This window comes from Paenibacillus sp. Dod16 (assembly GCF_049893405.1).
GTDB lineage: Bacteria > Bacillota > Bacilli > Paenibacillales > Paenibacillaceae > Paenibacillus_AQ.
Genome location: NZ_JBNDYG010000018.1, coordinates 1 through 25,849, shown reverse-complemented (window position 1 = coordinate 25,849; position 25,849 = coordinate 1). Strand labels below are relative to the sequence as shown.

At 48.1% G+C, this 25,849-nt stretch carries 30 protein-coding genes; 4 read left to right on the top strand and 26 right to left on the bottom strand.

What is annotated here, in order from left to right; genetic code table 11:
* Window positions 1-21: 21 nt before the first annotated feature.
* Window positions 22-639 carry an NUDIX hydrolase gene (locus tag ACPV3A_RS15215; protein WP_220684516.1) on the bottom strand — a complete coding sequence of 206 codons (618 nt, stop codon included), beginning with the start codon at window positions 637-639 and terminating at the stop codon, window positions 22-24.
* A 144-nt stretch (window positions 640-783) separates the two neighbouring features.
* Here ACPV3A_RS15215 and ACPV3A_RS15210 point away from each other — a divergent pair, with 144 nt between their 5' ends.
* Window positions 784-1,266: a hypothetical protein gene (locus ACPV3A_RS15210; RefSeq protein ID WP_220684515.1), complete on the top strand. Its 483-nt coding sequence runs from the start codon at window positions 784-786 to the stop codon at window positions 1,264-1,266.
* 107 nt (window positions 1,267-1,373) lie between these two features.
* Here ACPV3A_RS15210 and ACPV3A_RS15205 read toward each other — a convergent pair whose 3' ends face one another.
* The 14 genes from ACPV3A_RS15205 to ACPV3A_RS15140 form a co-directional block, all read right to left on the bottom strand.
* Window positions 1,374-1,709 carry a potassium channel family protein gene (locus ACPV3A_RS15205; RefSeq protein WP_194543676.1) on the bottom strand — a complete coding sequence of 112 codons (336 nt, stop codon included), beginning with the start codon at window positions 1,707-1,709 and terminating at the stop codon, window positions 1,374-1,376.
* A gap of 90 nt (window positions 1,710-1,799) precedes the next feature.
* Window positions 1,800-2,372 carry a hypothetical protein gene (locus ACPV3A_RS15200; RefSeq protein WP_426200135.1) on the bottom strand — a complete coding sequence of 191 codons (573 nt, stop codon included), beginning with the start codon at window positions 2,370-2,372 and terminating at the stop codon, window positions 1,800-1,802.
* 53 nt (window positions 2,373-2,425) lie between these two features.
* Window positions 2,426-5,761: an SNF2 helicase associated domain-containing protein gene (locus tag ACPV3A_RS15195; RefSeq protein WP_426200134.1), complete on the bottom strand. Its 3,336-nt coding sequence runs from the start codon at window positions 5,759-5,761 to the stop codon at window positions 2,426-2,428.
* A gap of 131 nt (window positions 5,762-5,892) precedes the next feature.
* Window positions 5,893-6,027: a hypothetical protein gene (locus ACPV3A_RS15190; RefSeq protein ID WP_426200133.1), complete on the bottom strand. Its 135-nt coding sequence runs from the start codon at window positions 6,025-6,027 to the stop codon at window positions 5,893-5,895.
* 21 nt (window positions 6,028-6,048) lie between these two features.
* Window positions 6,049-6,558, bottom strand: coding sequence for a GNAT family N-acetyltransferase (locus ACPV3A_RS15185; protein WP_220684513.1), 510 nt, complete (start codon window positions 6,556-6,558; stop codon window positions 6,049-6,051).
* A 103-nt stretch (window positions 6,559-6,661) separates the two neighbouring features.
* Window positions 6,662-7,552 (bottom strand): TIGR01777 family oxidoreductase, encoded by an 891-nt coding sequence (locus tag ACPV3A_RS15180; protein WP_426200132.1) that lies wholly within the window; start codon window positions 7,550-7,552, stop codon window positions 6,662-6,664.
* A gap of 133 nt (window positions 7,553-7,685) precedes the next feature.
* Window positions 7,686-8,819 carry a class I SAM-dependent methyltransferase gene (locus ACPV3A_RS15175; protein WP_426200131.1) on the bottom strand — a complete coding sequence of 378 codons (1,134 nt, stop codon included), beginning with the start codon at window positions 8,817-8,819 and terminating at the stop codon, window positions 7,686-7,688.
* A 21-nt stretch (window positions 8,820-8,840) separates the two neighbouring features.
* Complete coding sequence (locus ACPV3A_RS15170) at window positions 8,841-9,410, bottom strand: methyltransferase domain-containing protein (RefSeq protein ID WP_426200130.1); 570 nt, start codon at window positions 9,408-9,410, stop codon at window positions 8,841-8,843.
* A 23-nt stretch (window positions 9,411-9,433) separates the two neighbouring features.
* Window positions 9,434-9,607 carry a hypothetical protein gene (locus ACPV3A_RS15165; protein WP_194543683.1) on the bottom strand — a complete coding sequence of 58 codons (174 nt, stop codon included), beginning with the start codon at window positions 9,605-9,607 and terminating at the stop codon, window positions 9,434-9,436.
* 22 nt (window positions 9,608-9,629) lie between these two features.
* Window positions 9,630-10,844 carry a glycosyltransferase family 4 protein gene (locus ACPV3A_RS15160; protein ID WP_426200129.1) on the bottom strand — a complete coding sequence of 405 codons (1,215 nt, stop codon included), beginning with the start codon at window positions 10,842-10,844 and terminating at the stop codon, window positions 9,630-9,632.
* Window positions 10,845-10,903: 59 nt separating this feature from the next.
* Window positions 10,904-11,515, bottom strand: coding sequence for a hypothetical protein (locus ACPV3A_RS15155; RefSeq protein ID WP_426200128.1), 612 nt, complete (start codon window positions 11,513-11,515; stop codon window positions 10,904-10,906).
* Window positions 11,516-11,634: 119 nt separating this feature from the next.
* Complete coding sequence (locus ACPV3A_RS15150; RefSeq protein ID WP_426200127.1) at window positions 11,635-12,564, bottom strand: phosphotransferase family protein; 930 nt, start codon at window positions 12,562-12,564, stop codon at window positions 11,635-11,637.
* Complete coding sequence (locus tag ACPV3A_RS15145; protein ID WP_426200126.1) at window positions 12,561-13,106, bottom strand: STM3941 family protein; 546 nt, start codon at window positions 13,104-13,106, stop codon at window positions 12,561-12,563. Before ACPV3A_RS15145 ends, ACPV3A_RS15150 begins: the two co-directional genes overlap by 4 nt.
* Before the next feature lie 61 nt (window positions 13,107-13,167).
* Window positions 13,168-14,055 (bottom strand): PhzF family phenazine biosynthesis protein, encoded by an 888-nt coding sequence (locus tag ACPV3A_RS15140; RefSeq protein ID WP_194543688.1) that lies wholly within the window; start codon window positions 14,053-14,055, stop codon window positions 13,168-13,170.
* Between the two features lie 192 nt (window positions 14,056-14,247).
* Here ACPV3A_RS15140 and ACPV3A_RS15135 point away from each other — a divergent pair, with 192 nt between their 5' ends.
* Window positions 14,248-15,357 (top strand): glycosyltransferase, encoded by a 1,110-nt coding sequence (locus tag ACPV3A_RS15135; protein WP_194543689.1) that lies wholly within the window; start codon window positions 14,248-14,250, stop codon window positions 15,355-15,357.
* Between the two features lie 52 nt (window positions 15,358-15,409).
* On the opposite strand, the gene ACPV3A_RS15130 is transcribed toward ACPV3A_RS15135, so the two are convergent.
* From ACPV3A_RS15130 to ACPV3A_RS15105, 6 genes are all read right to left on the bottom strand, one after another.
* Window positions 15,410-17,545: an Ig-like domain-containing protein gene (locus tag ACPV3A_RS15130; protein WP_194543690.1), complete on the bottom strand. Its 2,136-nt coding sequence runs from the start codon at window positions 17,543-17,545 to the stop codon at window positions 15,410-15,412.
* Window positions 17,546-17,755: 210 nt separating this feature from the next.
* Window positions 17,756-18,340, bottom strand: a complete 585-nt coding sequence (pgsA, locus tag ACPV3A_RS15125) for a CDP-diacylglycerol--glycerol-3-phosphate 3-phosphatidyltransferase (protein WP_194543691.1) — start codon at window positions 18,338-18,340, stop codon at window positions 17,756-17,758.
* A 45-nt stretch (window positions 18,341-18,385) separates the two neighbouring features.
* Window positions 18,386-18,811: a metallothiol transferase FosB gene (gene fosB / locus ACPV3A_RS15120; RefSeq protein WP_194543692.1), complete on the bottom strand. Its 426-nt coding sequence runs from the start codon at window positions 18,809-18,811 to the stop codon at window positions 18,386-18,388.
* On the bottom strand, window positions 18,792-19,505 hold the full coding sequence (locus ACPV3A_RS15115; protein ID WP_194543693.1) for an HAD family hydrolase: 714 nt from the start codon (window positions 19,503-19,505) through the stop codon (window positions 18,792-18,794). Before ACPV3A_RS15115 ends, fosB begins: the two co-directional genes overlap by 20 nt.
* Before the next feature lie 17 nt (window positions 19,506-19,522).
* The gene (locus ACPV3A_RS15110) at window positions 19,523-20,002 is read right to left on the bottom strand and encodes an 8-oxo-dGTP diphosphatase (protein WP_194544882.1); all 480 of its coding nucleotides are present in this window, start codon (window positions 20,000-20,002) and stop codon (window positions 19,523-19,525) included.
* Between the two features lie 215 nt (window positions 20,003-20,217).
* On the bottom strand, window positions 20,218-20,952 hold the full coding sequence (locus ACPV3A_RS15105) for a sigma-70 family RNA polymerase sigma factor (protein WP_194543694.1): 735 nt from the start codon (window positions 20,950-20,952) through the stop codon (window positions 20,218-20,220).
* Window positions 20,953-21,116: 164 nt separating this feature from the next.
* Between ACPV3A_RS15105 and clpP the strand changes: the two genes are divergently transcribed.
* Both clpP and ACPV3A_RS15095 read left to right on the top strand, forming a co-directional pair.
* Entirely contained in the window at window positions 21,117-21,713 is a 597-nt protein-coding gene (gene clpP / locus ACPV3A_RS15100) for an ATP-dependent Clp endopeptidase proteolytic subunit ClpP (protein WP_074961827.1), read from the top strand.
* A gap of 71 nt (window positions 21,714-21,784) precedes the next feature.
* A complete protein-coding gene (locus tag ACPV3A_RS15095; RefSeq protein WP_071219928.1) occupies window positions 21,785-22,000 on the top strand; it encodes a hypothetical protein in 216 nt (71 codons plus the stop codon).
* A gap of 30 nt (window positions 22,001-22,030) precedes the next feature.
* On the opposite strand, the gene ACPV3A_RS15090 is transcribed toward ACPV3A_RS15095, so the two are convergent.
* The 5 genes from ACPV3A_RS15090 to ACPV3A_RS15070 form a co-directional block, all read right to left on the bottom strand.
* Window positions 22,031-22,942 (bottom strand): phosphotransferase family protein, encoded by a 912-nt coding sequence (locus ACPV3A_RS15090; protein WP_220687359.1) that lies wholly within the window; start codon window positions 22,940-22,942, stop codon window positions 22,031-22,033.
* Between the two features lie 21 nt (window positions 22,943-22,963).
* On the bottom strand, window positions 22,964-23,260 hold the full coding sequence (locus ACPV3A_RS15085) for an antibiotic biosynthesis monooxygenase family protein (RefSeq protein ID WP_071219926.1): 297 nt from the start codon (window positions 23,258-23,260) through the stop codon (window positions 22,964-22,966).
* A 42-nt stretch (window positions 23,261-23,302) separates the two neighbouring features.
* Window positions 23,303-23,656, bottom strand: coding sequence for a DUF952 domain-containing protein (locus ACPV3A_RS15080; protein ID WP_426200125.1), 354 nt, complete (start codon window positions 23,654-23,656; stop codon window positions 23,303-23,305).
* Window positions 23,657-23,739: 83 nt separating this feature from the next.
* Window positions 23,740-24,966 (bottom strand): Acg family FMN-binding oxidoreductase, encoded by a 1,227-nt coding sequence (locus ACPV3A_RS15075; protein ID WP_426200124.1) that lies wholly within the window; start codon window positions 24,964-24,966, stop codon window positions 23,740-23,742.
* Window positions 24,963-25,586: a TetR/AcrR family transcriptional regulator gene (locus tag ACPV3A_RS15070; protein ID WP_220684501.1), complete on the bottom strand. Its 624-nt coding sequence runs from the start codon at window positions 25,584-25,586 to the stop codon at window positions 24,963-24,965. Before ACPV3A_RS15070 ends, ACPV3A_RS15075 begins: the two co-directional genes overlap by 4 nt.
* Between the last annotated feature and the right edge of the window lie 263 nt (window positions 25,587-25,849).

Genomic DNA, 25,849 nt, shown 5'->3' with positions numbered 1-25,849 from the left:
TACGCTCCTTTGTTATATGTTTTAATCCAGCCAAGTCGGCAAATGCGGGTTGTTCTCGAATTCGAATATTCTCTTCAGCTGTTCCTTGGTATTCCGTTCTTCGGACAACGGCGGCAGTTCGTCCTGAGGGAAAAAACCGACCGCGGACGTTTCGGTCCCCACACCTGCAGCTCCGCCCGTAATGTCGCACTGAATAAACATTTTGTACACGTGGAAGGCCGAAGGCGGATGGTTATGAAATTTCTTGTCCAATACGGCCAGCAGCCTCCCTGCACGCACGTCGTAACCGGCCTCTTCCTTCACTTCCTTCACCACGACCTCCGCAGGGGATAAGCCGATGTCCGCCCATCCTCCCGGCAGCGCCCAGGCCCCGTCGGCCTTTTCCTTCACCAGCAGCAGCTTTCCGTCTTGAAAAATAACGCCGCGGACATCCACCTTCGGCGTTTGGTATCCGGTTTCACTCGCAAACAGCGTACGGATCTTCTCTTCGCCCGCCTCGGTATACTCCTGCATGATCTGGATGCTGAGCTCCCTCAGCTGCTCAAACCGTTCCTTGTCATAAACGTCCCTCGTATACTCCAGTCCGGCCTGGCTGATGGCCTGCATCTCCTTGGCCCACGCTAACCATTTTATTGTCATAGGTTTCATCCTCTTCAAAGAATCTCATAATATATAACGCCTGCTATCCGTGATTGGTTTATAATGGAAGTGCTGATTTCAAAATTATAACATATTTTCTAGCAAGTTATGAGACAAAGGATATAAAAGGGGGGACAGCTGGACATGAAAAAAATGCGGTCGGTGTTATACATTGTTCTTCTAATCATGGTGTTCGGTACCGGGTACTACATCGGATCCAGGTCTGAGAACGTAACGCCGATCTCGAAGGAAAATGCCCGCAAAGCCGTTCAGACCCTGTGGGTGAAAGCCGCCGAACCTCCGCTGCCCAAGGTAAGCATTGACGGCACCGAGATCAAGCTGCAACGCGGCGGTTATTCGTGGTGCAACGGGGATAACTGCGCGACGACGGATGCGGCCCGTCCCAGGCTTGAGGATATGACGCCGGTTGCGGTCCAAGCCGGTGCCGACATTCAATCGAAGCCACCCGAAGGAATACAAGGCTTCACCATTCTCAACTTGACGGACTCAGGTAACGATGGATATACCGTACCAGCGAAAGCCGGCTCGTACCTGTACGAAATTCACTGCACATGGCCCCTGGATCAAGGAGAAGCCAGCTTTTATTTCGCGGTGACGGTTGAATAGACCTGCTGTGGATTGATTTACCAAGCATCTAGCATCCGTCTTTCCATAAGAAAAGAAACAGCCCCGGCGCCAGGGCTGTTTCTTCGTTTTCATTATGAATTCGTTGTTTACTTCTCATCCCTTTGATTCGTTCGGATTAAGGCATACGCCAATTGTCCGGCCATCCCCAGGAATAAACCCGTTCCGACGACAATATAGACCATCGTGAATGTTTTACCGAGCGGCGTCTGCGGCACGAATTCCGGATGCCCTACCGTGCTCAAGGTAACCACGCAGAAATAAAGTGCATCCAGCACCGACAAGCCTTCTTGTCTGGTATAAAACATCGTGCCCGATAACAGCATGATGACGATAAGCACAAACAGCGCTACAAAATACCGCTGCTTAAACGCTCGAAACAGACCGCTGAAAAGACGTTTTAACGTTAGTAAAAAAGATATCATCCCGGAAACCGTCCTATTCTATAACTGGAGTATACGTTACATCAATCTTATACAGCTATTATATCAGCGTTTATGTTCTGCGCCCATTAGCTAAGGATGAACGGAGAGAATATTCCCTTCGGAATCGATACTTCGAAATATAAAACCTCCGATTTGATCGGAAGGCAGCTGTTCATAATGAACGGCATATCCTTGTTCGACATCCATTTCAATGTAGACCCCGGACAAGGCTTTGATCTGATCCAGATCATCGATCGGCTCATCATCCCATGGCTCATTAGTCACGATGATCTTCCTGCTCTCGTTCTCTGAAGTCTCGACCGCCAGTAAGGTATCATACATATCCTCCCCGCGACGGCTAGCAGACCAGATCCGAGTAAAGGGTTCATCTTCGGATCCCCGTTCCAGAACGACCGAGTTCGAAGCACGGTGCAGCAGTCCCCATTTACTTTCCATAAGGGTGACCATCTTCACGTTGCCATCATGCCAGACGATCAGCTTGTGATGATCCCCTATTCTCTCGTATAACTTATCCCCGGTATACGCAGGATGCAAGCGCCGCAAGGCCTGCTCTTCATTGTATACATATCCACCCAGGAACAGCGGCATGTAACTGATGACGACCAACACGGCTGCCAGTATGAGAAGCATTGTTTTTTTCAAAACAACAACTCCTTGTCATCTTTTGCAATCGAGCGCCATCCATACCCATGAGTTTAGCTCTGAAGGGACAACAGCTCCCGGATCTCCGCCTCGGTCCAGCTTGGAAGCGACTCTTCTCCCGGCTGAACCAGTTCCTCGATCAGATCCTTCTTCTTCTGCTGCAGAGCAGCCATTTTATCCTCGATGGTATCCTGAGCCACCAGCCGTATCACCTGCACAACCTTCTTCTGTCCGATGCGATGGGCCCGGTCCATCGCCTGCTGCTCCACAGCCGGATTCCACCACAGGTCATACAAGATCACCGTATCGGCCCCGGTCAGGTTCAGCCCCGTTCCGCCTGCCTTCAGCGAGATGAGGAACACTTCCCGTTCTCCCTCGTTGAAGCGTTCGCACAGCTCCACCCGCTTCGATGCCGGAGTCTGTCCATCCAGATAGAAAAACGGGATCCCCCGATATCCGAGCTCCCCGGCAATCAGATTCAGCATCCCCGTAAACTGGGAGAATACCAGCATCCTTCTGCCTGCAAGACGACATTCCTCAATGGTTTCCAGGAGCTGCTCAAACTTGGCCGAACTGCCCTCATAGCCTTCCACGAATAGGGCCGGGTGACAGCAGATCTGGCGCAGACGGGTAATGCCCGCCAGGATGCGAATCCGGCTTTTCTGAAATCCATCCTGCGCCAAATGCTTGAGCGTCTCCTGTCTTAACTTCGCAAGATAGGCTGTATAGAGCTTCTTCTGTTCGATCAGCAGGCTTGATGCCTGAACCGTCTCGATCTTCTCCGGCAGTTCCTTGAGCACATCCGATTTCAGCCTGCGAAGCAGGAAGGGACGCACCCGCCTCAACACGGTTTCTTTCGGCAATTCCTGAAACGCTTTTCGATCTCCAAAGAGTGCCGGGAAAACGGCGTCATATATGGACCACAGCTCCTCCAGCCGGTTCTCGACCGGGGTGCCTGTCAGTGCAAACCGATAACGGGCATGAAGCGTTTTAACAACCTGAGCCGTTTGCGTTGTATAATTTTTGAAGAATTGGGCTTCATCCAGAATTAACGTTAAGAACGGCAGCTTCGCATACCGCTCAACGTCCCTGCGGAGCAGCGGGTACGAAGTAATGATAACATCTGGGTTCCCCGCATTCTGTATAATCTTAGTCCGCTCGGTCTGCGTGCCATCGGCAATGACGGCCTTGATCTCGGGCGCAAACTTCTGGAGCTCGTTAAACCAGTTATAGAGCAGTGAGGCAGGCGCCACGATAAGTGCAGGTTCGCTGCGCTCTCTGATCTCCGGGAGCACCGACAGAATGAAAGCAATGCTCTGAATGGTTTTACCGAGGCCCATGTCATCGGCCAAGATGCCGCCGAAGCGGTAATGGGCCATCGTCTTCATCCATTGGAAACCAAACTTCTGATAATCCCGGAGGACCGTTTCGAGGCTCGGCGGCACGGCAAAATCCAAATGATCCGGATTCTTCACGTGCTGCAGCATTCGGCGCAAGGATCGGCCAAGCTGGACCGCTGATCCCGTTTCCTCCCAATCCAGCAGCTGAAGTCCTTGGACTGCCGGCATTTTGAATTCTGTGCCCTCCCCTTCGTATAACCAAGGCCCTACCCGGTTCATTAAGGCAACCATGGCCTGGAACTCGGCGCTCTCCAGCGGAAGCAGCGCTCCGTTTCGCAACCGGTGATATTTTCGTTTTTCTTCAAGCGATTTGACGATTTCCCGGATTTCGGCTTCCCGAATCCCCTCCATGTCAAACTTCAATTCAAGCCAATCCGTCCGTTCGTCGACCTCCACCCGCACCTTGGCTCCCATCGGTTCAGTAAGCACCCGTTCCTTCACGGCTGTCGTTGCATAAACAACCAGCAGCTTCTCCAGCTGCGGGATCGTATGATACAGGAAATCGTATTCGGCATCCTCATCGTTCATGAAGAAGCCGCCATCCGTTTTGGCAAAGGAGGCGTTCTCCATAAGCTCTAGAATCCGCTGCTCCTGCTCTCCGTCGCGAACGAGAATTGAGCTGCTGCTGCGTGTTGCACGATGTCCCTCCAACGGATTAATGGTGATTTCTCCGTATTGAAATTCGAGTCCGGCCAAAAGCCGGCCACGCACCCTGTCCAGATAGAGCTTCGCTTTTAAAGGCGTTTTGACAATGCGGTCCGATACGGTCTGTGCCACGTGGACACTTCCAAGCTTCATCAGTCCCGGAACCACCCGTTCCATAATGGACTCCATCATCTCAGGTTGAATCCGGATATGCGGTTTATTCGAATTCTCAAGCAGCTCCTTCATCTCGGAGAGTCTTCTGCAAGCATCCAATTCAAGCTGAATGAGCTTACCGTCCACAATGACGAGGCCGTATCCCTCCAGAACGATCATTCGCTCCAGTCCCTCGATCTTCATCAGGTAGTGATCATCCCCGGCTTCATCAAACTCGAATTGAAGGGGGATCGGATCTTGAACGAATTCCAGCTTATCCGTGAGGATCCCGTCCAAAGACAGCAGGGAATGGTTCGAATGGGATATTCGTTCCCTAACCTCAGGCCAAAAAGTGGGAGGAATAATCAGCATTCGGTCGCCGCCTCCCTTTTTGCCATGCGGAGCATACATGTCCAGTGACTGTTTAAACATGCTTTCATGCTCGTATATACGAATCAGCTCATGGAGAATATCATCATCCTCCTTTTTAAAGCTGTGTTGCTCCGGATCGTACGTGAAATTCTTCGTGAACATGCAGGTCTCTCCGAGTTTTACACACGCCAGAAACTCTCGGATCCGCTGCACAATGTACAAGCGTTTCTTACCGATTCGCAGTTCAACGCCAAACAGATATTTCCGATTTCCGTAAGGATATAACTTGAAAATGAACTCCATCTCCAGAACTTCCCGGGTGTCAAACCTGGATGCTGCCGTAGCCCTCCGGCCTGCAGAATAAGAGAACAATCCGAGCAGCTGGCTGCTGAGCCGCGCATCCTGCTCCCCTTCGTCCGAGCTTCTCTCATGCTCCGTAGAGTACCGAGGTGTTAATTGCCCGTCTCCATTATTTCCGCCGTCAGAAGGATGTAATAACGATGGATAGGGGCGCATGGGTGCTTCCACCGTTTGCTCAATATCACGGATATTCAAGAGCAGAGCCGCAATATGTCTGCATCGCTTCCGGGAGAATCCATAATCGATACAGCTGCATTCCGTGAATACATCCCCGTTCGAGTCAATCTCGGCATAGGCGATACCCGGCTCCTGATCCGTCACTTCAGCCTCGTATTTCCGAGTGTCCGTATCTTGTTTCAACATCGTAACATGTCCATCTCTATATAAAACCCCGCCGCGATCGTAGGAGGTCTTTCCGCATAATAACTTGATCACCCGTTCGGTCAGCTGGTAACCCATAACCACAATCCCTTCTCTAATTGCTGCTAAAAAACAGTATAACATGTTGGGCGAAAAGGCTAGTAATGCCGACGGCCGATAGTAGAAAACGTCTATCGACGTCCATTCCAGAAGCAAAAAAGAACTCGCCGCTACGGCAAGTTCTTCTTCCGCTGTTTCTCATAAGACCGGGTCAAATTGTCATAACGGGTATTTTGATCTCTCCATGCTCTCCCCTTCGCCCGGATCTGAGTCCATTTGCGATAGAATCGCTCATCTTGATCCATCCAACCCCTCCGTTTCGTGGCTTAGATACGTTTGTAATACAGCACCGTCCCGTCCAGTTCGCCGTTAGAGGATATGGCATAATCGGGTATAATCCCAGCTTGGATGTAACCCAGAGACTGATACAGCTTGTTGGAGGGGTCCCCCTCCCGGGTATCTAATACCAACAACGTTCTACCCTCTGCCTTGGCTTTCGGCTCCAGATGAAGCATCAACGTTCTGCCGATACCTCCGCGGCGAGATACAGGATCCACCATCAGTTTTGCTACCTCGGCCCGGTGTCTGCCATTTGCCTTCATGGCGCATTGCAGCTGAACCGTGCCAATCGCCTGCCCATCCTGTACGGCAACCCACAGGGTAACCCCTGGGCCAAGCACATCCTCCCAGTAAGCGAAAGCTTCATCGTAAGACAGCGGCGGTAAGAATCCTACCGATGCCCCATCTTCTACTACCCGAATCAATAGTTCCGTTAATTGATGATGCGTCTCGCTTTCTAATTGGTCGACCTCCATAATCGTAAACGCAGAATTCATTACAGTACACTCCCTCTCTCATCTAATAAATTCATTCTATCCGTTCCGTTTCCATATGCAATCATTTTTACAATGCGTAATCCACCAAGGCGTTAAAATCCACTTATCGCTTCAAGATGTCAGCCAGTGCTTTATTCAGCGTATCATATGTACAATGAAATCCTGCCTTGCAGAGTCTGTCCGGAATGACCCATCGGCTCTTCAGCACGAGTTCCGTTTCGGTTTGAATCAGCCGGGCTCCCAGTTCAAGCAGCCATTTGGGTGATGGCAATCCCATTCTGCGATTCAATGCAAGCCGAAGCTGCTCCATTAGTTCCTTGTTCGTAACCGGATGAGGGGAGGCACAATTGAATATCCCGCTCAGCTCTGCTCTTTCTTGTAAAAACAGGATCATACGATACAAATCCTCTACATGAATCCAGCTGAACTTTTGCTTGCCTGTACCTTGAACGCCACCGAGTCCGTATTTTACCAAGTTAACATAAGGCGTCATGACGCCGCCCCCCGGTCCCAGCACGATGGCAATGCGTAAAGCGATTTGTCTTGTTTGAGGCAGTGAGAACGAGAAAAAAGCGCGCTCCCATGCCTTGGCAACCTCAACCGAGAAACCTGTCCCGATTTCACCCTGTTCCTCCGTCATCGGCTTATCTTCAGCGTGGCGATAAATCGTGGCCGTACTAGAATTAAACCATGTACGAGGAGGAGTACGGCATGCCTCGATAGCCGTGCCGAGTATATTCGTTGTATCTATTCTTGATTTCAGAATCAGCTTCTTATTTTCCTCATCGTAACGGCAATTGACCGATTTACCTGCAAGATTAATCAGCATATCCGCCCCCTCCAGAGCAGCGACGATCGCTTCTTGATTGTTCCATGGGATATGGCCCTTCCGTCGGGATATCATAAGTACTTGTGCTTGCTGCTCATTCGTGAATTTTTTCGCAAGATAAGTTCCGATAAAACCTGTTCCACCAGCCAGAACGATCTTTTTCATAGAATAGAATCAGCTCATTTCTCTATGTTTTATCCCTATTATAAATTCCCATTTTATCTATTTGTTTCTTACAATATATCATTTTTCAGTAAAGAATAAAAAGAAAACACCTTCCTTATAGAAGATGTTCCATTCATATAGCGCTGCCGGATTTGTATGATGATTTCAGAAAAACACCAAATTCTCTTTTCTTCCCGGTCCCTTCGGTATCCCCCAATTTCTTATATCTGTCAAAATGCGTTCCATTAATCAAAATAGCCTTCTCCTTCTCCGGCTCGGCTCCGGATTCCCAAAATAGAACCCCTGTAACACTCTGGTCTAATTTCCTCAGAAATGCTTCCCGCGCCGGCAGATCGTCCATCACATGATAGAATACGGTTAGAAGCAACCCGATATCATATGTTTCCGTAAGACTTGAGCGTTCAAACCGCCCCTCCTTGAGATCAAAATGAACTCGTTCGAGAACGTTCAGCTGCCTTGCCAGCTCGTAATGCTCAGCCATTGGCTCATAACCGGTGACGATAGCCCCCTGACGCGTAAAGTGTCTGGCATAAAATCCGATGTTGCAGCCGATATCGATTACCCTTTTTCCTCGAACGGATGAGGAACCCAGATACTCCATAATCAGATCCATACGGGTCGGATAGACATCATCCCGTTCACTCTTCAAATGCATGAAGTGAGGATTCAAAATCGGTGTATAAATCAGGGTTCGAAGATGGCGGGAAAAGACCTCGGTTACCTGGTTCACAGCATCCGTATGCTTCCACTCCTCATAGTCGCGAACGTTCATTCGAGCCGGGACCTGCCTAACTCCGCTGCAGTATTGAAAGATGGCTCGATGGTGGCCGTCTTTCACGTGAAAATAACCGCCTTTCCTGTTATATTGGACCAGAATCGGATCTTCGTTGAAATGATCCTTATCATTGGCGAACAAGGCAGCCATCGTGACATATTGTATGCGCCGCTGCTCCAATAGATCGTTATCCGAAATAGGTACTTCCAAATCACGGGTGATAAATATGGAGGCATGCCAGTCCAGATACAATTTCGGGTATTCCCCTTGATTCATGAGGTAACGGAACAATTGCAGATGAGGCGTCAAACGATTGATGGGAAGATCCCCGTATCTTTTGTGGACGTCATACCAGGCTTCCGTATAGTGTGGAATTAATACGGTCTTATGTTCTTCATCTATGAAATCCGTAAACAACAATTCCAGCGGTACTTTCGTAACCATGGTCTGCAGATGTGCTTCAGGTGACATCGCGTAAACCTCCCTTCTCTTTTACTTGCCTGGCATCGAAAACAAATACGTGGAGAAATCACGGTTAATGTAATCCCTAAAATGCCTTTTGTCGACTACGGGAAGCAGATCCAGCTCCTCCGTTGTCCATGTGCTCAAATGGGTTTCGAAATCATTACCGTACACTGCTCCCTGCGGCCAGTCTGTTCCAATCGGGATATTTAGCAGGACAAAGCGGGATTTTTCAATACAGGTCTGCAGCAGCACAAGCGCCCGCTCTTTTGTAAAGTGCTCCAGAACGTCACCCAGAATGATCAGATCGAATTGTCCTGGCTGAACCTCCGTTTGTATATGATCGAATGCATCCGCAACATGGATGATATTGTAGAAACAGGAATGATATGAATCAATATTGACCGGATAAATTTCAATCCCTTCGATTCGCGTATCCCAATATGTGCGGAATACGCGCCCTTCCCAAACATCTAAATATTCGCGGCAGATCATTCCCCAACGGCCAAATCCAACGCCGACATCCAGTACGGACTTCGGAGATATATACCGGATCAGATCCACACAAAAAGATAAATTCTGCCAGTTAGATGTTCCCATTCCCATACCTCCATTCGATCATTCTATTTCATATTCATCATCATATTAATAATCCGGTAATCCGGTATGAAATAATCCTTAGGAAGCCGGCTTACTGTTTGCTCCCACACCATTTGATTCACCATGAATGACGAAGGGAATTGATTGACCAGAAACAAATGACTGTACTGGTCTCCGGGTACCTCTATCAAATGCATGGTCCTTCCTCCCTTTCCTAGGTTACTGGGCCTTGCTTATCTCTTTTTGATAAACCTCCAATATTCGCTTCACCATGGAATCCAGACCACGATGAGCCAATGCCCATTTCCGCGCTTGTTTACCTAGAAGCCTACGGTACGCTTCATCTTCCAGCAACATATTCAGACGTGCAGTAAGCATATCGTCATTCCCGGTCTGAAAGAGAAGGCCGTTCACCTCATGCTGTACTGCTTCCTTAAGACCGCCCGCATCCGAAGAAACGATCGGCAATTCGGCAATCTGCGCCTCCATCACAGAATAGGAGAGGGTCTCCATCAGACTTGGCATAACAAAAATATCTGCCAGCCCTAACAACGCAGGAACATCGTCACGCGAGCCCCAAAAACGGACTGCCCCCGTCATACCCAACTGACCAACGCGATATTCGTACAATGCACGCTGATCTCCGTCTCCAACAAGCCAGCACTCCCAGTCCTGACGAAAAGCATGGAGTTTGCCCAAGGCTTCCAACAACACGTGAATTCCCTTTTCATGACTGAGTCTGGAGGTGCAGATGATCACTTTCTTGTCCACGGGTCGAGTCAGTTCGTGCTCTTTCTTCAACCTGTCTTCGAAGCTTGGAATATCCATCGCATAGGGAATCAATGAGATCCGGGATACTGGCAGACCAAAGTACGATACCACGACATCCCTCAGCCATTCGGAAGCCAGAAGCACCTGATCGCTGGATGAGCCCCCGATATTCTCAATCGATTTATAATAATTCCAGACAAGTAATGGGCTGGAAGGTTTAATCCCTTGATCATTTTGGACCATATTCAAAATAGTAAGTGCCACGGAAGCATGAATGCTGGTTACCAAGGGTATGCCCGCAGGTTTCACCCGACTGACGGCTGCCGCAGCCAGCACATCCTGTGCATGGATGACATCGTATTGCTCCAAGTCCAAATAAGAAAGCGTTAGCTCCAAACATAACCGCTCAGATTCAGCATGCCTGACCCAATTATCCGAGAATATAGGGGATGCTGCTGGGAGATTCGCCTCCAACATCGGTTTATAATGACTCTTGAACACCTTCCGGTTCTCATCTCCATACACATAAAAGCAATCAATTCTGTCACCGACCATGTCGACCTCATGCCCCAATGCCTCAAGCCCCTGCTTGATCTGTAGCATATACTTCCATAGTCCACCGACATGAGGAATCAGGAATATCGTCACGAGCAATATCTTCAAGCACCCCACCCTTTCCGAAAAAACCTCGTCATAAACAGCTTCTAATACTGCGAAATTATTTACAGGATCGGCTCCCCTATTCGGCAGTTGTGGAACTCTTCACTAGTTAAATGAACAATCTCTTCAACTCTCCACCGATAGAAAGCAAAGATGGCGGGTCCTCCGATTTTCCGCAGCATATGCCGCTCCCCATAGTAGATCGACCCATTCGGAGCGCTGTATACTCTGCCGTTAATAAGAAAAGACGTGAGCAAGGATGCATCATGAATCATATCCCCTTGAGGGAGTATAGCGATTAGTTCGTCCGGCAAGATGACAACGCTGGAATAATTAAAATGGAGCCTATGATACATTTCGTGGGAAATAATCGGATGAAGACGCCGATCGCTCCACAGATAGATTTCCGATCCGCTGTTTTTTACTAGAAGGGTTGAAGGACTGTTCATGATGAAATCCCCGGATATATTCACGGGTGACCCGGTCTCCATTTCTTCGAGTACCGACTCATTCAATTCCACCATGCTTTTCGCGGTAAATCCGTACGAATGGAAAGTCGCCAAATCGCTAATGGGCCGTTTCTTGCCATGCTCAACCAAATAAACAGCAGAATACAAGCCCCTAATTAGAGTGCCATCCGGTACACGGCTCCTTACCCGATCGGTATGCTGCATGACGTTCCCACCCTTCAACTAAACCTAGTCCATTATATTCTTGGCCAATGATTCTGGACTCGTCAGTTATCTATTCCGTTTCACACATTTCTCTTATAAAAAAAGACCCCCGTAGGGATCTATCGATTTAATAGAGATATAATTTTGTCTTTCATATACTGATAGCTGTGGGGATCATCCTTCTTCGCATAAAAACGGAGTCCGTCCAGCGCTTTGAACAGTTGATAGCCTAACAGTCTCTCCTCAAAATATGGAATACTTATGCCTTGCTGCTCCAGGGCTTGCTGCAGCCTACTTGGAAACTCCAGCATCGGGTACCACATATGAAGAACGGAAACATCCAGCATGAAGTCGCCGAACATGGCCATCTCCCAATCCACGATCCCCGTAACGTTCTCGTTCTCTCCCAGCATATTACCCAAATGGAAATCTCCATGTACAAGATACCGCTCCGGAGGCGAATAGCGAACCCGTTCGATCATCGTTAGGTAGATTTCTTCAAAAAACTCTTTTTCCAGAAAGCTGTTCTCATACAGATTGTGCCATCCATGGTAGAAGCCTTCTTGCTCCTCATCGAAAACAGACGTGATGTAATCCAGCCATGAACGATGGACAGCCTTGCCTTCCGGAGTAATCCAGCCGTAACCCTCATGGGAATCCGCGACATGTACCTGACGGATCCGCATGAATTGATGGACAATGTCGGGGATGAGCGCTCGAATTTGCGTCGGTTCAAGAGCACTTATCGGCGTTCCGGATACTCTGTTCGAGATGGAGAAATGAATATTCTCCATTCTCCCTACCTTGTGGATACGGGGAATGGGCAAGGATTGTTCACCGTACATATCGTAGATTTTGAACACTTTATGAAGGCTATCCTCATTATCCTTAAAATGAATGACATAATCGGCATCGCCCTTGCGGTAACTGAACACCTTGCTCAGTTCGCCCATCTCGATGGGGGTGACATTCATTACCGATTCCCCTTCAATATGCTTCAGATGGCTTACCGCCATATCCAAAGTCATTTCCGGCTTAAATGTTCTCATAACATGTTCTCCTCCTTCAGCATCTGATCCGGGTTCGATTTGGACGCATTCCATCTTCGATACAACAAAGGGAACAGTTCGTATATATTAGCGGAGATACTCGATGCAGAAATATGAATCGTAGAGCCCGTCATGCCTTTATTCATACGCATGAGCTTCCGCTTCCAGGCAGGGTGCCGGGACATCAGATAGTCAGGATCATAAACTTCAATTCCTATGAATTTCTCATTCTTGATCTGATAGATATGAATATTTTTAATTTCGTCCCACGCGACGGCTCCTGCGCTCACATAAGAGGATTTATCGACGAACCCCTCCTTATGGATCAAGAGTGCCGGAGCCGATTGGAACAGCTTGGTAACGGCAAACACCAGCCCCGCGCCAAAAAACAACGCACAGATGATTCCGACAATGGCGATAACCATGTTGTCCGACGTCACCCCGCCGTATACCAATCCACTACCTAGCAGCACAAACGCCAAAGAGCCCACTAGCATTTTGGTTACCTTAGGATAAATCTTTATTTCTTCTTGTTCCTGCATGGGTCGCACTCCTTGTATGAATTAACTTATGTCGATGGCTCTATCATTCGATGGTCATCCATCAATAGCTAACCTGGAATTCTTTTACAAACACCGCCGTACCGGAAATATAGACATCCATGGTCTCTTTACGACGGTTCACATGAACATGCACTCTACCGTCTTTCCCCATTTCCTGGCCTTGTTCAATACTAAATCGAGCGGAGGATAACTCAGGGTTCAGATACGTCAAATAATAAGCTCCCATTACCCCCGATGCAGTTCCAGTTACCGGGTCTTCAATGGTGCCAGAATACGGCGATGAGAAGTGTCTCGCGTGCATGAACGAAGACGCATCCATCGTTTCCAGGCAAAAAGGATGCAGTGAGGCCTTGGGGTTTTCGGTTAAAATGTCCGGGAACACTGCATTATCTGGCACCATCCGGTCAAAATGATGCAACCCTTTTATCGGAACCAACAATGTCCAAATCCCCGTGCTTCCATAAACGATGGGCATACTTAAGTCCAAATCGTCACGTTTCAGACCTATCGATGATGCTAGACGGTCTACATCACCCTCGTAGGATATGAATTGAGGGTGATCCTGCTTCATCTTCATGGTTAACAGGCCCTCGGCATTTTGATATTCTATAGGCAAACTGCCCACCTTGGTCTCAATCCACACGGTTTCTTTTTCCGGCAGCAGTCCCCTGGTTTTTAAAGCATACATGGATGCCATGGTGGCATGGCCGCATAAATTCATTTCATGGCCCGGAGTAAAATACCTCAATCTGATATCTGCTTGCTCTGATTGTAAGATAAAGGTGGTTTCATTGAATCCAACGCTGCGAGCGATGGATTGCATCTCCTCCTCCGTCAGATCATCTGCATTCAGAACCACCCCAGCAGGATTCCCCTTGTTAGGCTGCACGGAGAATGCATCGTAATGAAGCACGTTTATAGATTTCATGTTCCTCTACCCCTTCTTTCTGCACCGTCTATGATTTGCTATCCAAATTAGTGAAGATTTTACCATTAGGGGATATGTTAAATCCAGACCAAATTTCAAACAGCTTCCTGTATAAGGTTCATTTCGTAAGCTGACTTGAATATATATCTGGCATATTGTTATGAATCAAAACCATACATGGGGGTAATTTCATTGAACACTATCAGCCTGTGCATGATCGTAAAAAACGAGGAACTCGTGTTAAACCGCTGTTTATCCTGTGTTGCCGACATCGTGGATGAGATCATCATTGTCGATACAGGATCTACCGATCGTACAAAAGAAATCGCTCAATCCTTTACAGAGCTCATCTTTGATTTTGAGTGGATTGACGATTTCTCGGCTGCGCGTAATTTCGCTTTTAGTAAGGCTACCCAGGACTATATCCTGTGGCTCGATGCTGACGACATACTGCTGGAAGAAGACCAGCTCAAGTTAAAAACGCTTAAAGAAAACCTTACATCCGGCATCGATTCCGTAACCATGCTCTACCATTTAAGTTCGGACGAATTTGGCAATGTCACCTTCAGTCTCCGGCGCAACCGTCTTGTGAAGCGAAACAGAGGCTTCCGATGGATCGGACCCGTCCATGAGTATCTAGAGGTCTACGGCAATATTATCAATAGCGATATCGCGGTTACCCATCTCAGCTCGAAGCACGACCCCGATACCGGCCGGAATCTTAGAATCTACGAGAAGCGTGAGACGGCTGGCGAATCGTTCACGCCACGAGATTTATTCTATTATGCGAATGAATTGAAGGATCACGGCCAATTCGAGAAAGCTATTGATTATTACGAACAATTTTTACATACGGAACAGGGCTGGATTGAGGATATACTCACGGCCTGCAGCAGGCTATCCGATTGCCATCACGAGCTCGGAAATGGGCAAGCCTCTTTTGAATCCTCTATCAGATCCTTGCATTATGCGCCACCGCGGTCCGAATTCTGCTGCCGCATTGGTTACCATTTTTTCGTGAAAAACAACTACGATACGGCCATTTACTGGTATAAACTGGCGACCGAGCTTGAGCTGCCTCCGGGTTATATGGGATTTCACAACCCCTCCTTCTCCACCTGGCTGCCTCACCTGCAATTGGCCGTTTGTTACGACCGGATCGGAGCCCATGCTCTTGCCAATCAGCATAATGAGCAGGCGCTTGTCTATCGTCCAGGCGATGAAACGATACTGGCGAACCAGGAATATTTTCAAAACAAGCTGCAGGAGCTTCAAAATGACCAAGAACGGCCCAGTCCATAGAAAAGACAGCAGCCCGGCTTCTAAAAAGCCGGGCTACTGCTAATCTGTTGTCCTATTTGACAGAGACGGTAATGGATACGGTCTTTGAATTGTACTGCCCTTTAATGCGGGCGGTTCCCTTCGCGATCGCTTCAATACGTCCGTTCGTTACTTTGGCAACGTTGGAGTTGCTGGTTGTCCAAACGGCGGTGTCTCCAACATTTATTTTCGCGCCGGTATCGAATTCGGCCGTAACCGTAACGGTTTTGACGTCACCGGGCTTCAAGTTCAGTTTCTTCTCGCTGACAATCAATTTCTTCATTTTCGGAACCACGTTTACCTTAACGGTAACTTCTTTGCCTTGGTATGAACCCGTAATCGTTGCCTTACCCTCGGCAACCGCCTTAACGGAGGTTCTGGATACCGTCACAATCGCAGTGTCCGAAGAACTCCAATTCATCTTGGATGAGAGCGAAACCGTTTTGCCGTTGCTGTAATAGCCTGTAACTTTAATCGATTTGGATTTCTTGATGTTGAGATCGATATTCTCCGGCTCTACAACGATCTTCACAACTTCCTGTTCCACCACGACCGGAATCTTGACTTCTTTATTCAGGTAAGTGCCTTTCAGTGTCGTCGAGCCTTTCGTTAAGCCCTTGATCGTACCGTCTTTAATGACAGCTGCAGAGCCCGTCAGTGACCATTCAACGGAAGAGGTCACATCGCTCTCCGTGCCATCTTCAAATACAGCATTTACTTTCGGCAGCGCAATGCTTCTTCCCATAACCAGCTGATACTCTTCTACATCCGGCAGAAGTACCAGCACTTTTTCATTGACGGTAACCGGCACCGTCGCTACTACTCTGGAGCCGATCTTACCGGTGATCGTTGCTGTACCGGCGTCGATGGCTTTGATTTTGCCGTCTTCGGTCGTTACCACTTTCTCATCGCTGGAAGTCCAGTTAACCGCGCTGCTGAAGTCCTCTTTCTCGTCGTCCAGAAGCGTTCCCGTCACTTTAGGGAAGGACTTGGATTCGCCTTTCAGCACATCCACTTCCGTATCAGCTGCCTCAAACTTGGTCACGGTCGGATATACTTTAACCGAGAATTCTTTACTGATTCCCAAGTAACTAACTTTAATGGTAGAGGTTCCCGAAGCTCTCGCTGTAATCACGCCACCATTAACAGAAACAGCCAGCGGGTTGGATGAGGTCCATTCCCCGGGCACGTCGATGGATTGCGAAGCCGCGTTGCGAACCTTGGCTTGTACCGTAATCGAATCATTCATGAACAGAACCGGATTCTTGATAAAATCCGTCTGATCCAGAATCAAAGCTTCATAAGGATTGCGCACATACACATCCAATTTGGCCGTTGAACCCAGATAGCTCACGCTGATCGTAGATTTACCCAACGCAACCGGCTTTAGCTTGCCATCCTCAATTGTAGCTACGGAAGAATTGGACGATTTCAACTCTATTTTATCCGTCACGTCCATACCTGTATCGGTCTCCGACTGCTTAGCGAATACTTTCAGCTCAACAGGCGCATCGCCAACCAAGAGCTCCAGATCTTCACCCGGAACGATCGCAAGCTTTTGGTAAGGTGCAATGACTTTCACCGTGAAGGAAGCTTTGAGTCCTTTGTATTCCGCAGTCACGGTTGCGCTTCCCAGACCCACAAGGGTCAGTTCGCCTTTGCTTACTTTTACAACGCTGTCATCGGAAGTGGTCCACTTCGCTTCCGTGGTTACGTCGTTTGTTCCGTCAGCCAAGGCTTTAACGGTTAGACCTTCCGTTCCAAGCTTATGCTCCACTTTATTGGGCTGATCCAGTTTAAACTCGTCAATGGCAAATTTAACGTCGACGTCAATCGTCTTGATCGCGCCTTTGTATTTTGCCGTAACTCGGGCTGTACCTTTCTCCAGTGGAATGATAAGTCCACCGTCAACCTTTACAATTCTCGTGTTGGACGAAGTCCACGTCGACTCATTGGTTACATCCTTCTTCGTAGAAGAGCCTTCAATGTTAGCCAATACTCGAAGTTGTTCCGAGGTTTCATTAACGGTTAAGTAAATTTTGCTCTCGTTCGTATCAAATTCAATCGACGTTACGTCCCCGGAGGCGGCGAATACGCTGGTTGGAAAAACCATCGCCAACATCATCACAACGACAAGAAACATCTTCGTTGTCTTTCTGTTTAAGCTCATTTATTTCTCTCCTTTGTACCTTCTGTCTCTCAGGCTTTTTTTCAGTCTATCTCTATATCGACAGTCCCGGATGAAATCGTTACCTTCTGACGCCAAAATAGGCACAAAGTAGGATATTTTCCCAGCCCCGGATCTCGAAAAAAATCCGGCGTGATAAAATGGACAGCTGTCCCTATCAGTCAAGCCGGGGTAACGCTCATCCTGCTTAAATCAGCTCAATTTTATGAGTTTATAATTGTTCAACAGATAATGGATGCCCGAATATATCGTCAAGGCGACTGCTGCAAGCATGAGAAATTCATCCACTTGAATCATAGTGACGAGCTGAAACGGATAATTATCCAGCAATACCGCTGCAATGGCTATCACCTGAAGCACCATTTTCAATTTGCCGAGACTGTCAGCGGACAATGCGATTCCCTGCTCGGATGCAACCATCCTAAGCCCTGTGATCACAAATTCCCGCGCAATGATGGCAACGGCTATCCACGTCGCAACCATCCCTGATTGAACCATCATGATTAAGGCAACCGATATAAGCAGTTTATCCGCGAGCGGATCCAGTAGTTTTCCGAGATTCGTGATTTGATTGTATTTCCTCGCGATGTAACCGTCCAGCTTGTCCGTAGCCGAAGCAAGAATGAACACGCCCAGCGCGATGTAGGTTCCATAAACATGAATAAATCCGAAGAAGCGGCTGTTCTCGGTCAGCCATAGCGGATACTCAGCAAAAAAAAGAATGAATAATGGAATCAGCATTATTCTGGCTATCGTTATTTTGTTGGCAAGGTTCATCGGTTCATCTCCTCGATCTGCAATTGGAATCGTTCGTTCCCCTAACTATTCGGCATCGTAAAAGGTCATATGCTCTTTATCCGCGCGGTAATAGTCCAGCCTGTCCTTCATGGAGCCCGTATGAAACTCGAACATATGCCCATCCGGGTCCAGGAAGTAGATCGACTTCTTGTCCTTCTCCTCCCTTGCCCTTCCCGGCAAAATCTCCACCTGGAGCGCTTGCAGACGAAGCAGCGTTGTTTCATACTCCTCCTCTTCCATAGTAAAGGCAATATGCGTATATGTTCTATTCGAGGTGCTCCTGTCGACATCTTCTTCATTTAAAGCAATCCACAGTCCGTTCAGATCAAAATATGCCAGCTTTCTCCCTTTAACCAGAAGTTTGGCTTCAAATACGTCCCTATAAAAAGCGATGGACCGTTCCAATTCCGAAACAGAAAAACAGAGATGGTTAATGGCCTGCAGTTTCATTGTTGGGCGACTCCTTTTTAATAGAAGATTCGATAAGATCCAGCACTTGCAGCGGTTGATGGATCTTCTCATGCTCGCTCTCAATAAACGTGTTGTACCAATAGGCGTGATATGGCCTAAGACCGGCATTGCTGGCGCCTCTCAGCTCATCTGAACCGCCATCCCCGATAAACAGAGATTCCTGTGGTGTTACGCACAACCGGTCACAAGCCAATCGATAGATTTCCGGGTTCGGTTTGGCTACCCCAACTTCATATGAGAAGATAACGTCATCGAAGTAAGGCGCCAATCCGCTCTGGCCAAAAGAAATCACCTCTTCTTCCGAGCAATTGCTGATCAAGCCCACCTTCAGACCCCTTTCACGCAAAAGATCCAGCATCCTGCAGATCTCATTCGATATCGTATTGAAAGGGATTTTCTTCTCGCTGACTCTCGACTGGTAGAGAAACTCTACATGTTCCTGATGATAAGGTAAACTCCGGGAATCAAGGATATCCCGGATCACCGCGTGATAGTTGGGAAAATGACCATTCATTCTTTGCTCAAACCGGATGCTCCACTCCCGTTTAAACTCCGCTTCGGATAGCCCGAGTCTATTCATATAATCATAGGACCTCTTGGACACCCGCTTGCCGTTTGCGAATTCCGTAATTAACGTCTCGAATAAATCGAAGAACACCGCCCTGACCATCATGAACACCGCTCCCTTCGTTAATCAACGATCCCTGCCGCCTGAGGTGATTTCGCCGGATACCGCTTGATGGTTTCATCCAGAACAATCCCGGTCTTCTCGTCCCAAATCTCGCTTAATTCAAACGTACCTTCTTCAAAAAACAACGGAAACCGGCGTTTAAACCAATCCTGCATAGGCAGCTTTAATGCCTCATCCCGGTCCACCCATAACAGCTCTCCTTCAGGGGGATGCTCCAGCAATTCCCCTTCAAAGGAGGTGGCCAAATAATTAAACACCATGTACCGTAGACCTGTGTTCGGCTCACACGATTCCTCCAGGCCTTTATAGACGATGTCCTTTACAATCAAGCCGGTTTCTTCCCGCACCTCCCGAATGGCTCCGTTTACAATGCTTTCCGGAAAATCCACTTTGCCGCCGGGCGCAATATATCCGGGAAATCCTTTGGCATCCGGTCTGTTCATCAGCAGAACGCTGCTTCCGTCTTGTATCATGCACATGGTGTACAACTTCACTTCGGTCTGCAACCTAACCCCTCATTCCTAACGGTTCTACTTGGTTTATATTATACATCCGCCAAGCGCTGAATGACGATATGATGAACGGAGATTCGTGTCGTCTTTTTCATTGTTATGTTGCATCAAAAAAAAGGCCCGAGCAACCTCTGCTCCGGCCTTCCCGATAAATGTATGATCAACCTGCTCGAATCTTCGCTTTACGCGGCCATTCTCATGTCGGACGAATATCCGCCGTACATCATATAACTTGCGCTCGGTGTTTCAACCTGCATCGGAACCATGCAGCCGATGGCTGATGCTTCACTGCTATTCCATTGAATAAGCCTCACGACCGCTTCAACGTCCCCGGATTGGTATGCCTCTGCCAATGCCTGAAGATTCAGGGTCATCTCCTCGTCTTCCGGCATAGCCAATTCAAGTTCCTCTTCCTCCGGATCCAGCGATTGCAGCACTTTGTGAGCTCGATGAAGGGCCGCTTTCACCGCTCCCTCCGTCGTTTTCAGTTTCACCGCAGTTTCCGAAACAGAATATTCGTACACTTCACGGAGCACCAGCACCGTTCTCTGCAGGGGCGACAAGTGTTCCAGCAGCCATTGAAAAGCGAACTCGATGTTCAGTTTGCTGTCCTCGTTCGACGCTTCTTCCCTAGGCAAAACATGTTCCAGCTTCTCATCCAGAATTCGTCTATAGATCTGATCCCGGCGAACCCGGTCAATCCATGTATTCTTGGCAATCCGCAGCAGCAGCGCTTCGTGGTTGACATGGCTCCGCTGCTTCAGATGCTCCAGTGCCTTGATCCAAGTGTCCTGCACCAGATCATCGGAATCCCATGAGGAGTTTGTGAGGGACAGACAATATCTGTGCAGGGTAGCATTCATTTCCTCAAAGCTTAGATCAGCCGGAGGGGTAACGCTCGGTCGAAATATCGTCATCGGAAGCCAACTCCTTTCCTAATCTCGATACAGATATCTTATATGTAAACGAATGAAGTTATCTTTTCGTTACTTTGATTTTCGAACAATTTATTTCGTGGTTTCTCCGTATCTTTTGCGGCTGCCTCTTCGTTTACTTGCTGAAACCTGAAAACCTAACGAATATGGAGGATGAAACCATGAATGTTGTTCCTTATGTTGTAGAACAAACCAACCGGGGCGAACGATCTTACGATATTTATTCCCGATTGCTGAAGGATCGGATCGTGTTTGTGGGTGCAGCCATCGATGACGCCATCGCTAACAGCATTATCGCACAGCTGTTGTTTCTGGCGGCTGAGGATCCTGAGAAGGATATCCACATGTATATCAATAGTCCGGGCGGCTCGGTATCCGCGGGCTTTGGCATTTACGATACCATGCAGATCATCAAACCTCAAGTCAACACCATCTGCACCGGTTTTGCCGCTTCTTACGGCGCGATCCTGCTGCTGGCCGGGGCCAAAGGCAAACGACTTGCGCTGCCGAACAGCGAGATCATGATCCATCAGCCGCTGGGTGGTGTGCAAGGGCAGGCTACCGATATTGCCATTACGGCAAAACGCATTCTGAAAACCCGTGAGAAGCTGGCACAGATTATATCCGAGCGGACAGGTCAATCCGTCGAACGCGTCGAAAAGGATATGGAGCGGGATTATTTTATGTCGGCGGAAGAAGCGAAGGAATACGGCATCATTGACGATATCGTCACGAAACTGTGACGCTAATCGTATATAATGGCCTGATCCGTTAGACCCGATACTCTATTTTATTCACAAGGAGTGGAACGTATATGCTGAAAAGTTTGCTCAATCAGGAAGTGAGCATTTATTTTACGGATGGAAGCTATGTGCGAAACGGCACGCTGGAGGAAGTAGGCGATCAATTTATCCGGTACCAGGACGAATATGAGATGCTGTATGTACCGTTAACCGCAATCCGCTACGTTTCCGTGAATACCAAGGAACGAGACAAACCTCGAGTGGGATTTGCACCAACCTCCCGATAAGATAACAAGAACCGCATGGGCTCCTTAAGCTCATGCGGTTCTGTTTGTATCGCGGTTGATTTTTTCTAATAGGAATGAGAGCATTCGCTGCTTGCAGACTTCGTTCTGCTCCTTTTTATGAAAGCCGATAAACTGCAGGGCATGAATAACAGAATAGAAATCAATTAGCGCCCGCTGTTCTTGCTCCATTCCCCAATGCCTGCATAACGCCTCCACGTAGGGCATCCCCTGCTCTCCAATATCGGAGACCACCGCCGTCTGGGTGAGGGCAATCATGTACAGCGGATCCCCGTAGCATACCCAATCAAAATCAACGATACCCTGAAGCTTGCCTTGGGCCACAATTACATTCTTGATCGTAAGATCATCAAGGAAACAGATGGGCTCCACTTGGTCAAAATAAGGCGTGTAACGCTGCTTCATGTGTTGCAATTGGACGATAGTCTCCGGAGTAACATCATCGATTATGTGATCGATATGCTGGCGGATATCACGATCGATGATCTGAGTCCAGGTTGAGAAGGGCCCCTGCTCTCCAATTGGAACCCATCCGAATCCGGTGCCTCGGGGAAGCTCTGACACGCTGCGTTGGTATGAAATGATCTGCTGGGCAAGTTCAGTCATTTGTTCATGCGTCATTCCCTCAAGCTCATATCGGAGGTCCCGTCCGGGGAAGTGCTCCAGTATCATATAAGCAAAGGGGACCAATTCCATGGACACATCCGTTCGGATCACACTCGGTACCGGCAAGCCTAATGAAGAAAGAATCGCAATATTGTCCGCTGTATGCTCTAGGACGCCGGGCTTGTCATTGGTTCTGAGAATGATTTGCTCATCGGATAATGTCACACTATATACCTGATTGGTATGGCCAAATGACATGGGTTCGATCTTCAGCGGCGGGCTGCCGTAAACCTCTTTTATAAGATCCTCCAGGCTCATCTCCAACACCTGCCTTAACGGTCACTTTATGTACACATCTTCAAAATGTTCAACGACGGGGAATGGATCATAAAAGTGATGCAGCAATTCTTTCCATTCCTGATATTCGGCGGATCCCCTAAAACCTATCGTGTGATCCTCCAGCGTCTCCCATTTCACCAATAGAACATATTTGTGCGAATCCTCCAGGCACCGCTTCAACTCATGGTGGATATACCCCTCCATCTTGGATATGATCCCTGAGGCGATTTGGAAATTGCGTTCAAAATCTGACGTAAGTCCTGGTTTCACTTGCAGCATGGCCACTTCGAGTATCATTGCGTTTCCTCCTTGGTTTCAAGTTAAAATTCATATCACGGTCTATCCACTATATTCAAGCTCGGCAGAAGGCTGAAACGCAAATACCCCCTCTTCATCCGGCTCAAAACGATACATCTTCTGGACGGCGTTCAGATTCAGCCCTCCATATATATGCGGGTACAATTGGTTCATCTCATATAAGTCCTCATATACAATCTCCGCTTCCACCTGATCTTCTTGAATACCCAAAACGTATAGATCCGTCCTGCCCGTGTAGAACGTATTGGCTACTCCGCTGACTTGCTCCTCTGTGGAGCAGTGGATGAATCCGTCCGTCTGTAAGCTCGGCGGCTCGTACAATCTATTCTCTCGTGCTATCATCCAGGCTTCCTTAGAAATTATATGATAGATCATGCCGTCCGTTCCCCCAGTCGCTTATATTCCATTTATCTTGACACACTTGAGATAAAAAAACCACATCCCTTAAGATTGTACGTTTACTTTATGATGACATCCTTAAGGTCACGGCGGGGACTCGGATAAACCGAGGTCAAGGGATAACCGATACGAAACAGGAATACTGGCTCCCCTACCAAGGTGCCTGTTAATTCTGTAAGCTGCCGGCCAAAAGGTCGATTCCTGCTCTTAAGCTGCAGCTCCCGATCTCTCACCTCCATCGGCTGATTCAATGGATGCAAGGCCAAGCCCTCAGCTGTCCCTTTCAGATGAAGCCTCTGCCAGAAACGTCCCGCTTTTACCCGATCCACCGGATTGTTCAGGTCCGCAGTCGTGAGCAGTCCATAGGCAGCTGCCGTTTGAACATGTGTTTGTCGCGTAGATTTCAGCCAGAACTGATTTGCACTGTCGTGAGAAACACTTGGCAGCATTTTCCCAGCCGCCCGGATCCATGCCGGTCCACCCTGAGCATCTAATGTCAGCCCGTCCCGATTCTTCTGTAACTCATCCCAATTCCCACGAAACCAACGGTTGCTATCATGGCTCATCTCGTCATCTGCGATGATAGCCTCGGTTGCCCCAATCACTAACTCTCCAGCCCTGCTCTTCTCATCGTTTGTAGTCAGCCAGGTCAGTGTCACATTCGATAGATCATTTCCAAGCATGCTCATCTGTTCTAACATTTCGGAAGCTACTGCACGGTCCGTATCATAAGCACCCCGATGTGTATGCCTCCCAGGTATGGCCTGATATAGGGACGAATTTGTTTTCTTACCTGAGGAAATCAGCTGTACATTCGCGATATAACCCATGTCCAGAGGATCTGGAAAATAGGTCAGCTTCGGAACATACCCTTTCGCGCCGGCTGCTTGCATCAGATTCTCCAGCGCACAACCAAGACCCATATGCATTTCTCTTAACAAGGGATCCATCGTCCCGAGTGTGCGCGTATGATCGGCGTAAAGCTCAATCGAAGTCTCCGACACCCTAAATAGCCACGGTTGAGTGTTATGAGGATTGGATGCAAGCGTAGCTGCATGGACTAATGCCATGGGCTCAGATAAGGGGGACGCTTCATCAAGTGACCATAACTCATAAGCAGGTCCCTTCCCCGAGCTGAATACTCCTTGATTCACAGCCCTCCACAACAATCCACCAAAAGAAATGGCAAGAAAAGTGGCACCCGCTTTTTTAAGGAAATCTCTTCTGGATGAGTTTGTTGTCATTAGCTTATCGGCTAAGCCGGGTTCTTTCCCAATCTTCTTCATTTGTTATCCCCCTCAGGTTTAGTGGCGTCATTTACCGCGGGAATATAGGGATGAAGTACGGACAGAATCAACGCGATTCCCTGTTCGATCTGACTTTCATCGGCCCTTACACCGCCACTTTCGAGATGAGACAACCAGTAGTTACTAATAATCCAACAGGACGTCAATAACGATTCCATAGCTACGGACTCAGGTAATCGAAAGACCCCGGCATCCACAAATACTTGAAAGAACTGCTGCAACTCGCCTATCCGCTGCGTCTGGATTTGTTGATGAACAACCTTCAGTTCCGGATCCGCTCTCATCAAAGGAATTAATTCACGGTAAAAGAAACGATATTGGAGCTGAAGCTGAAGGTTAAGCCGGATAATATCCTCCAGATCGCCCAGGGAAGGCATGTGGTCCTCCTTGGAAGAAAGCCACACCCGATCCCAATCCGCAATCATAACCTGAAGAATGGCGCGGATAATATCTTCTTTATTCTGATAATGATAGTACAGGTTGCCTGGACTGATCCCGATTTCACCAGCTATTCGATTCGTAGAAACAGCACCCGTTCCATATTCGTTAAATAAATCGATAGCTGCCTGAATGATTTTGTCTTTGGTTTTGGAGCCCATGGTGGTTCACACTTCCTCCATAAAAAATAGAGTATTTACTCTAAATCAATTTTAGAGTAAATACTCTATTTTTGCAATATCAATAACACAAAAAGAAGACATCATTCAAGATGTCTTCAGGCTGTCGAGAAAATCTCGACAGCTATTTTTCGCACATTTAATTCAACACGACACCGCGTTAATATTATATAATATTAGTAAATAAACCGTTCGGAAGGGTGTTAAATATGTTGCGTTCTAACCGAGAAAAACAGCAGGCTTAC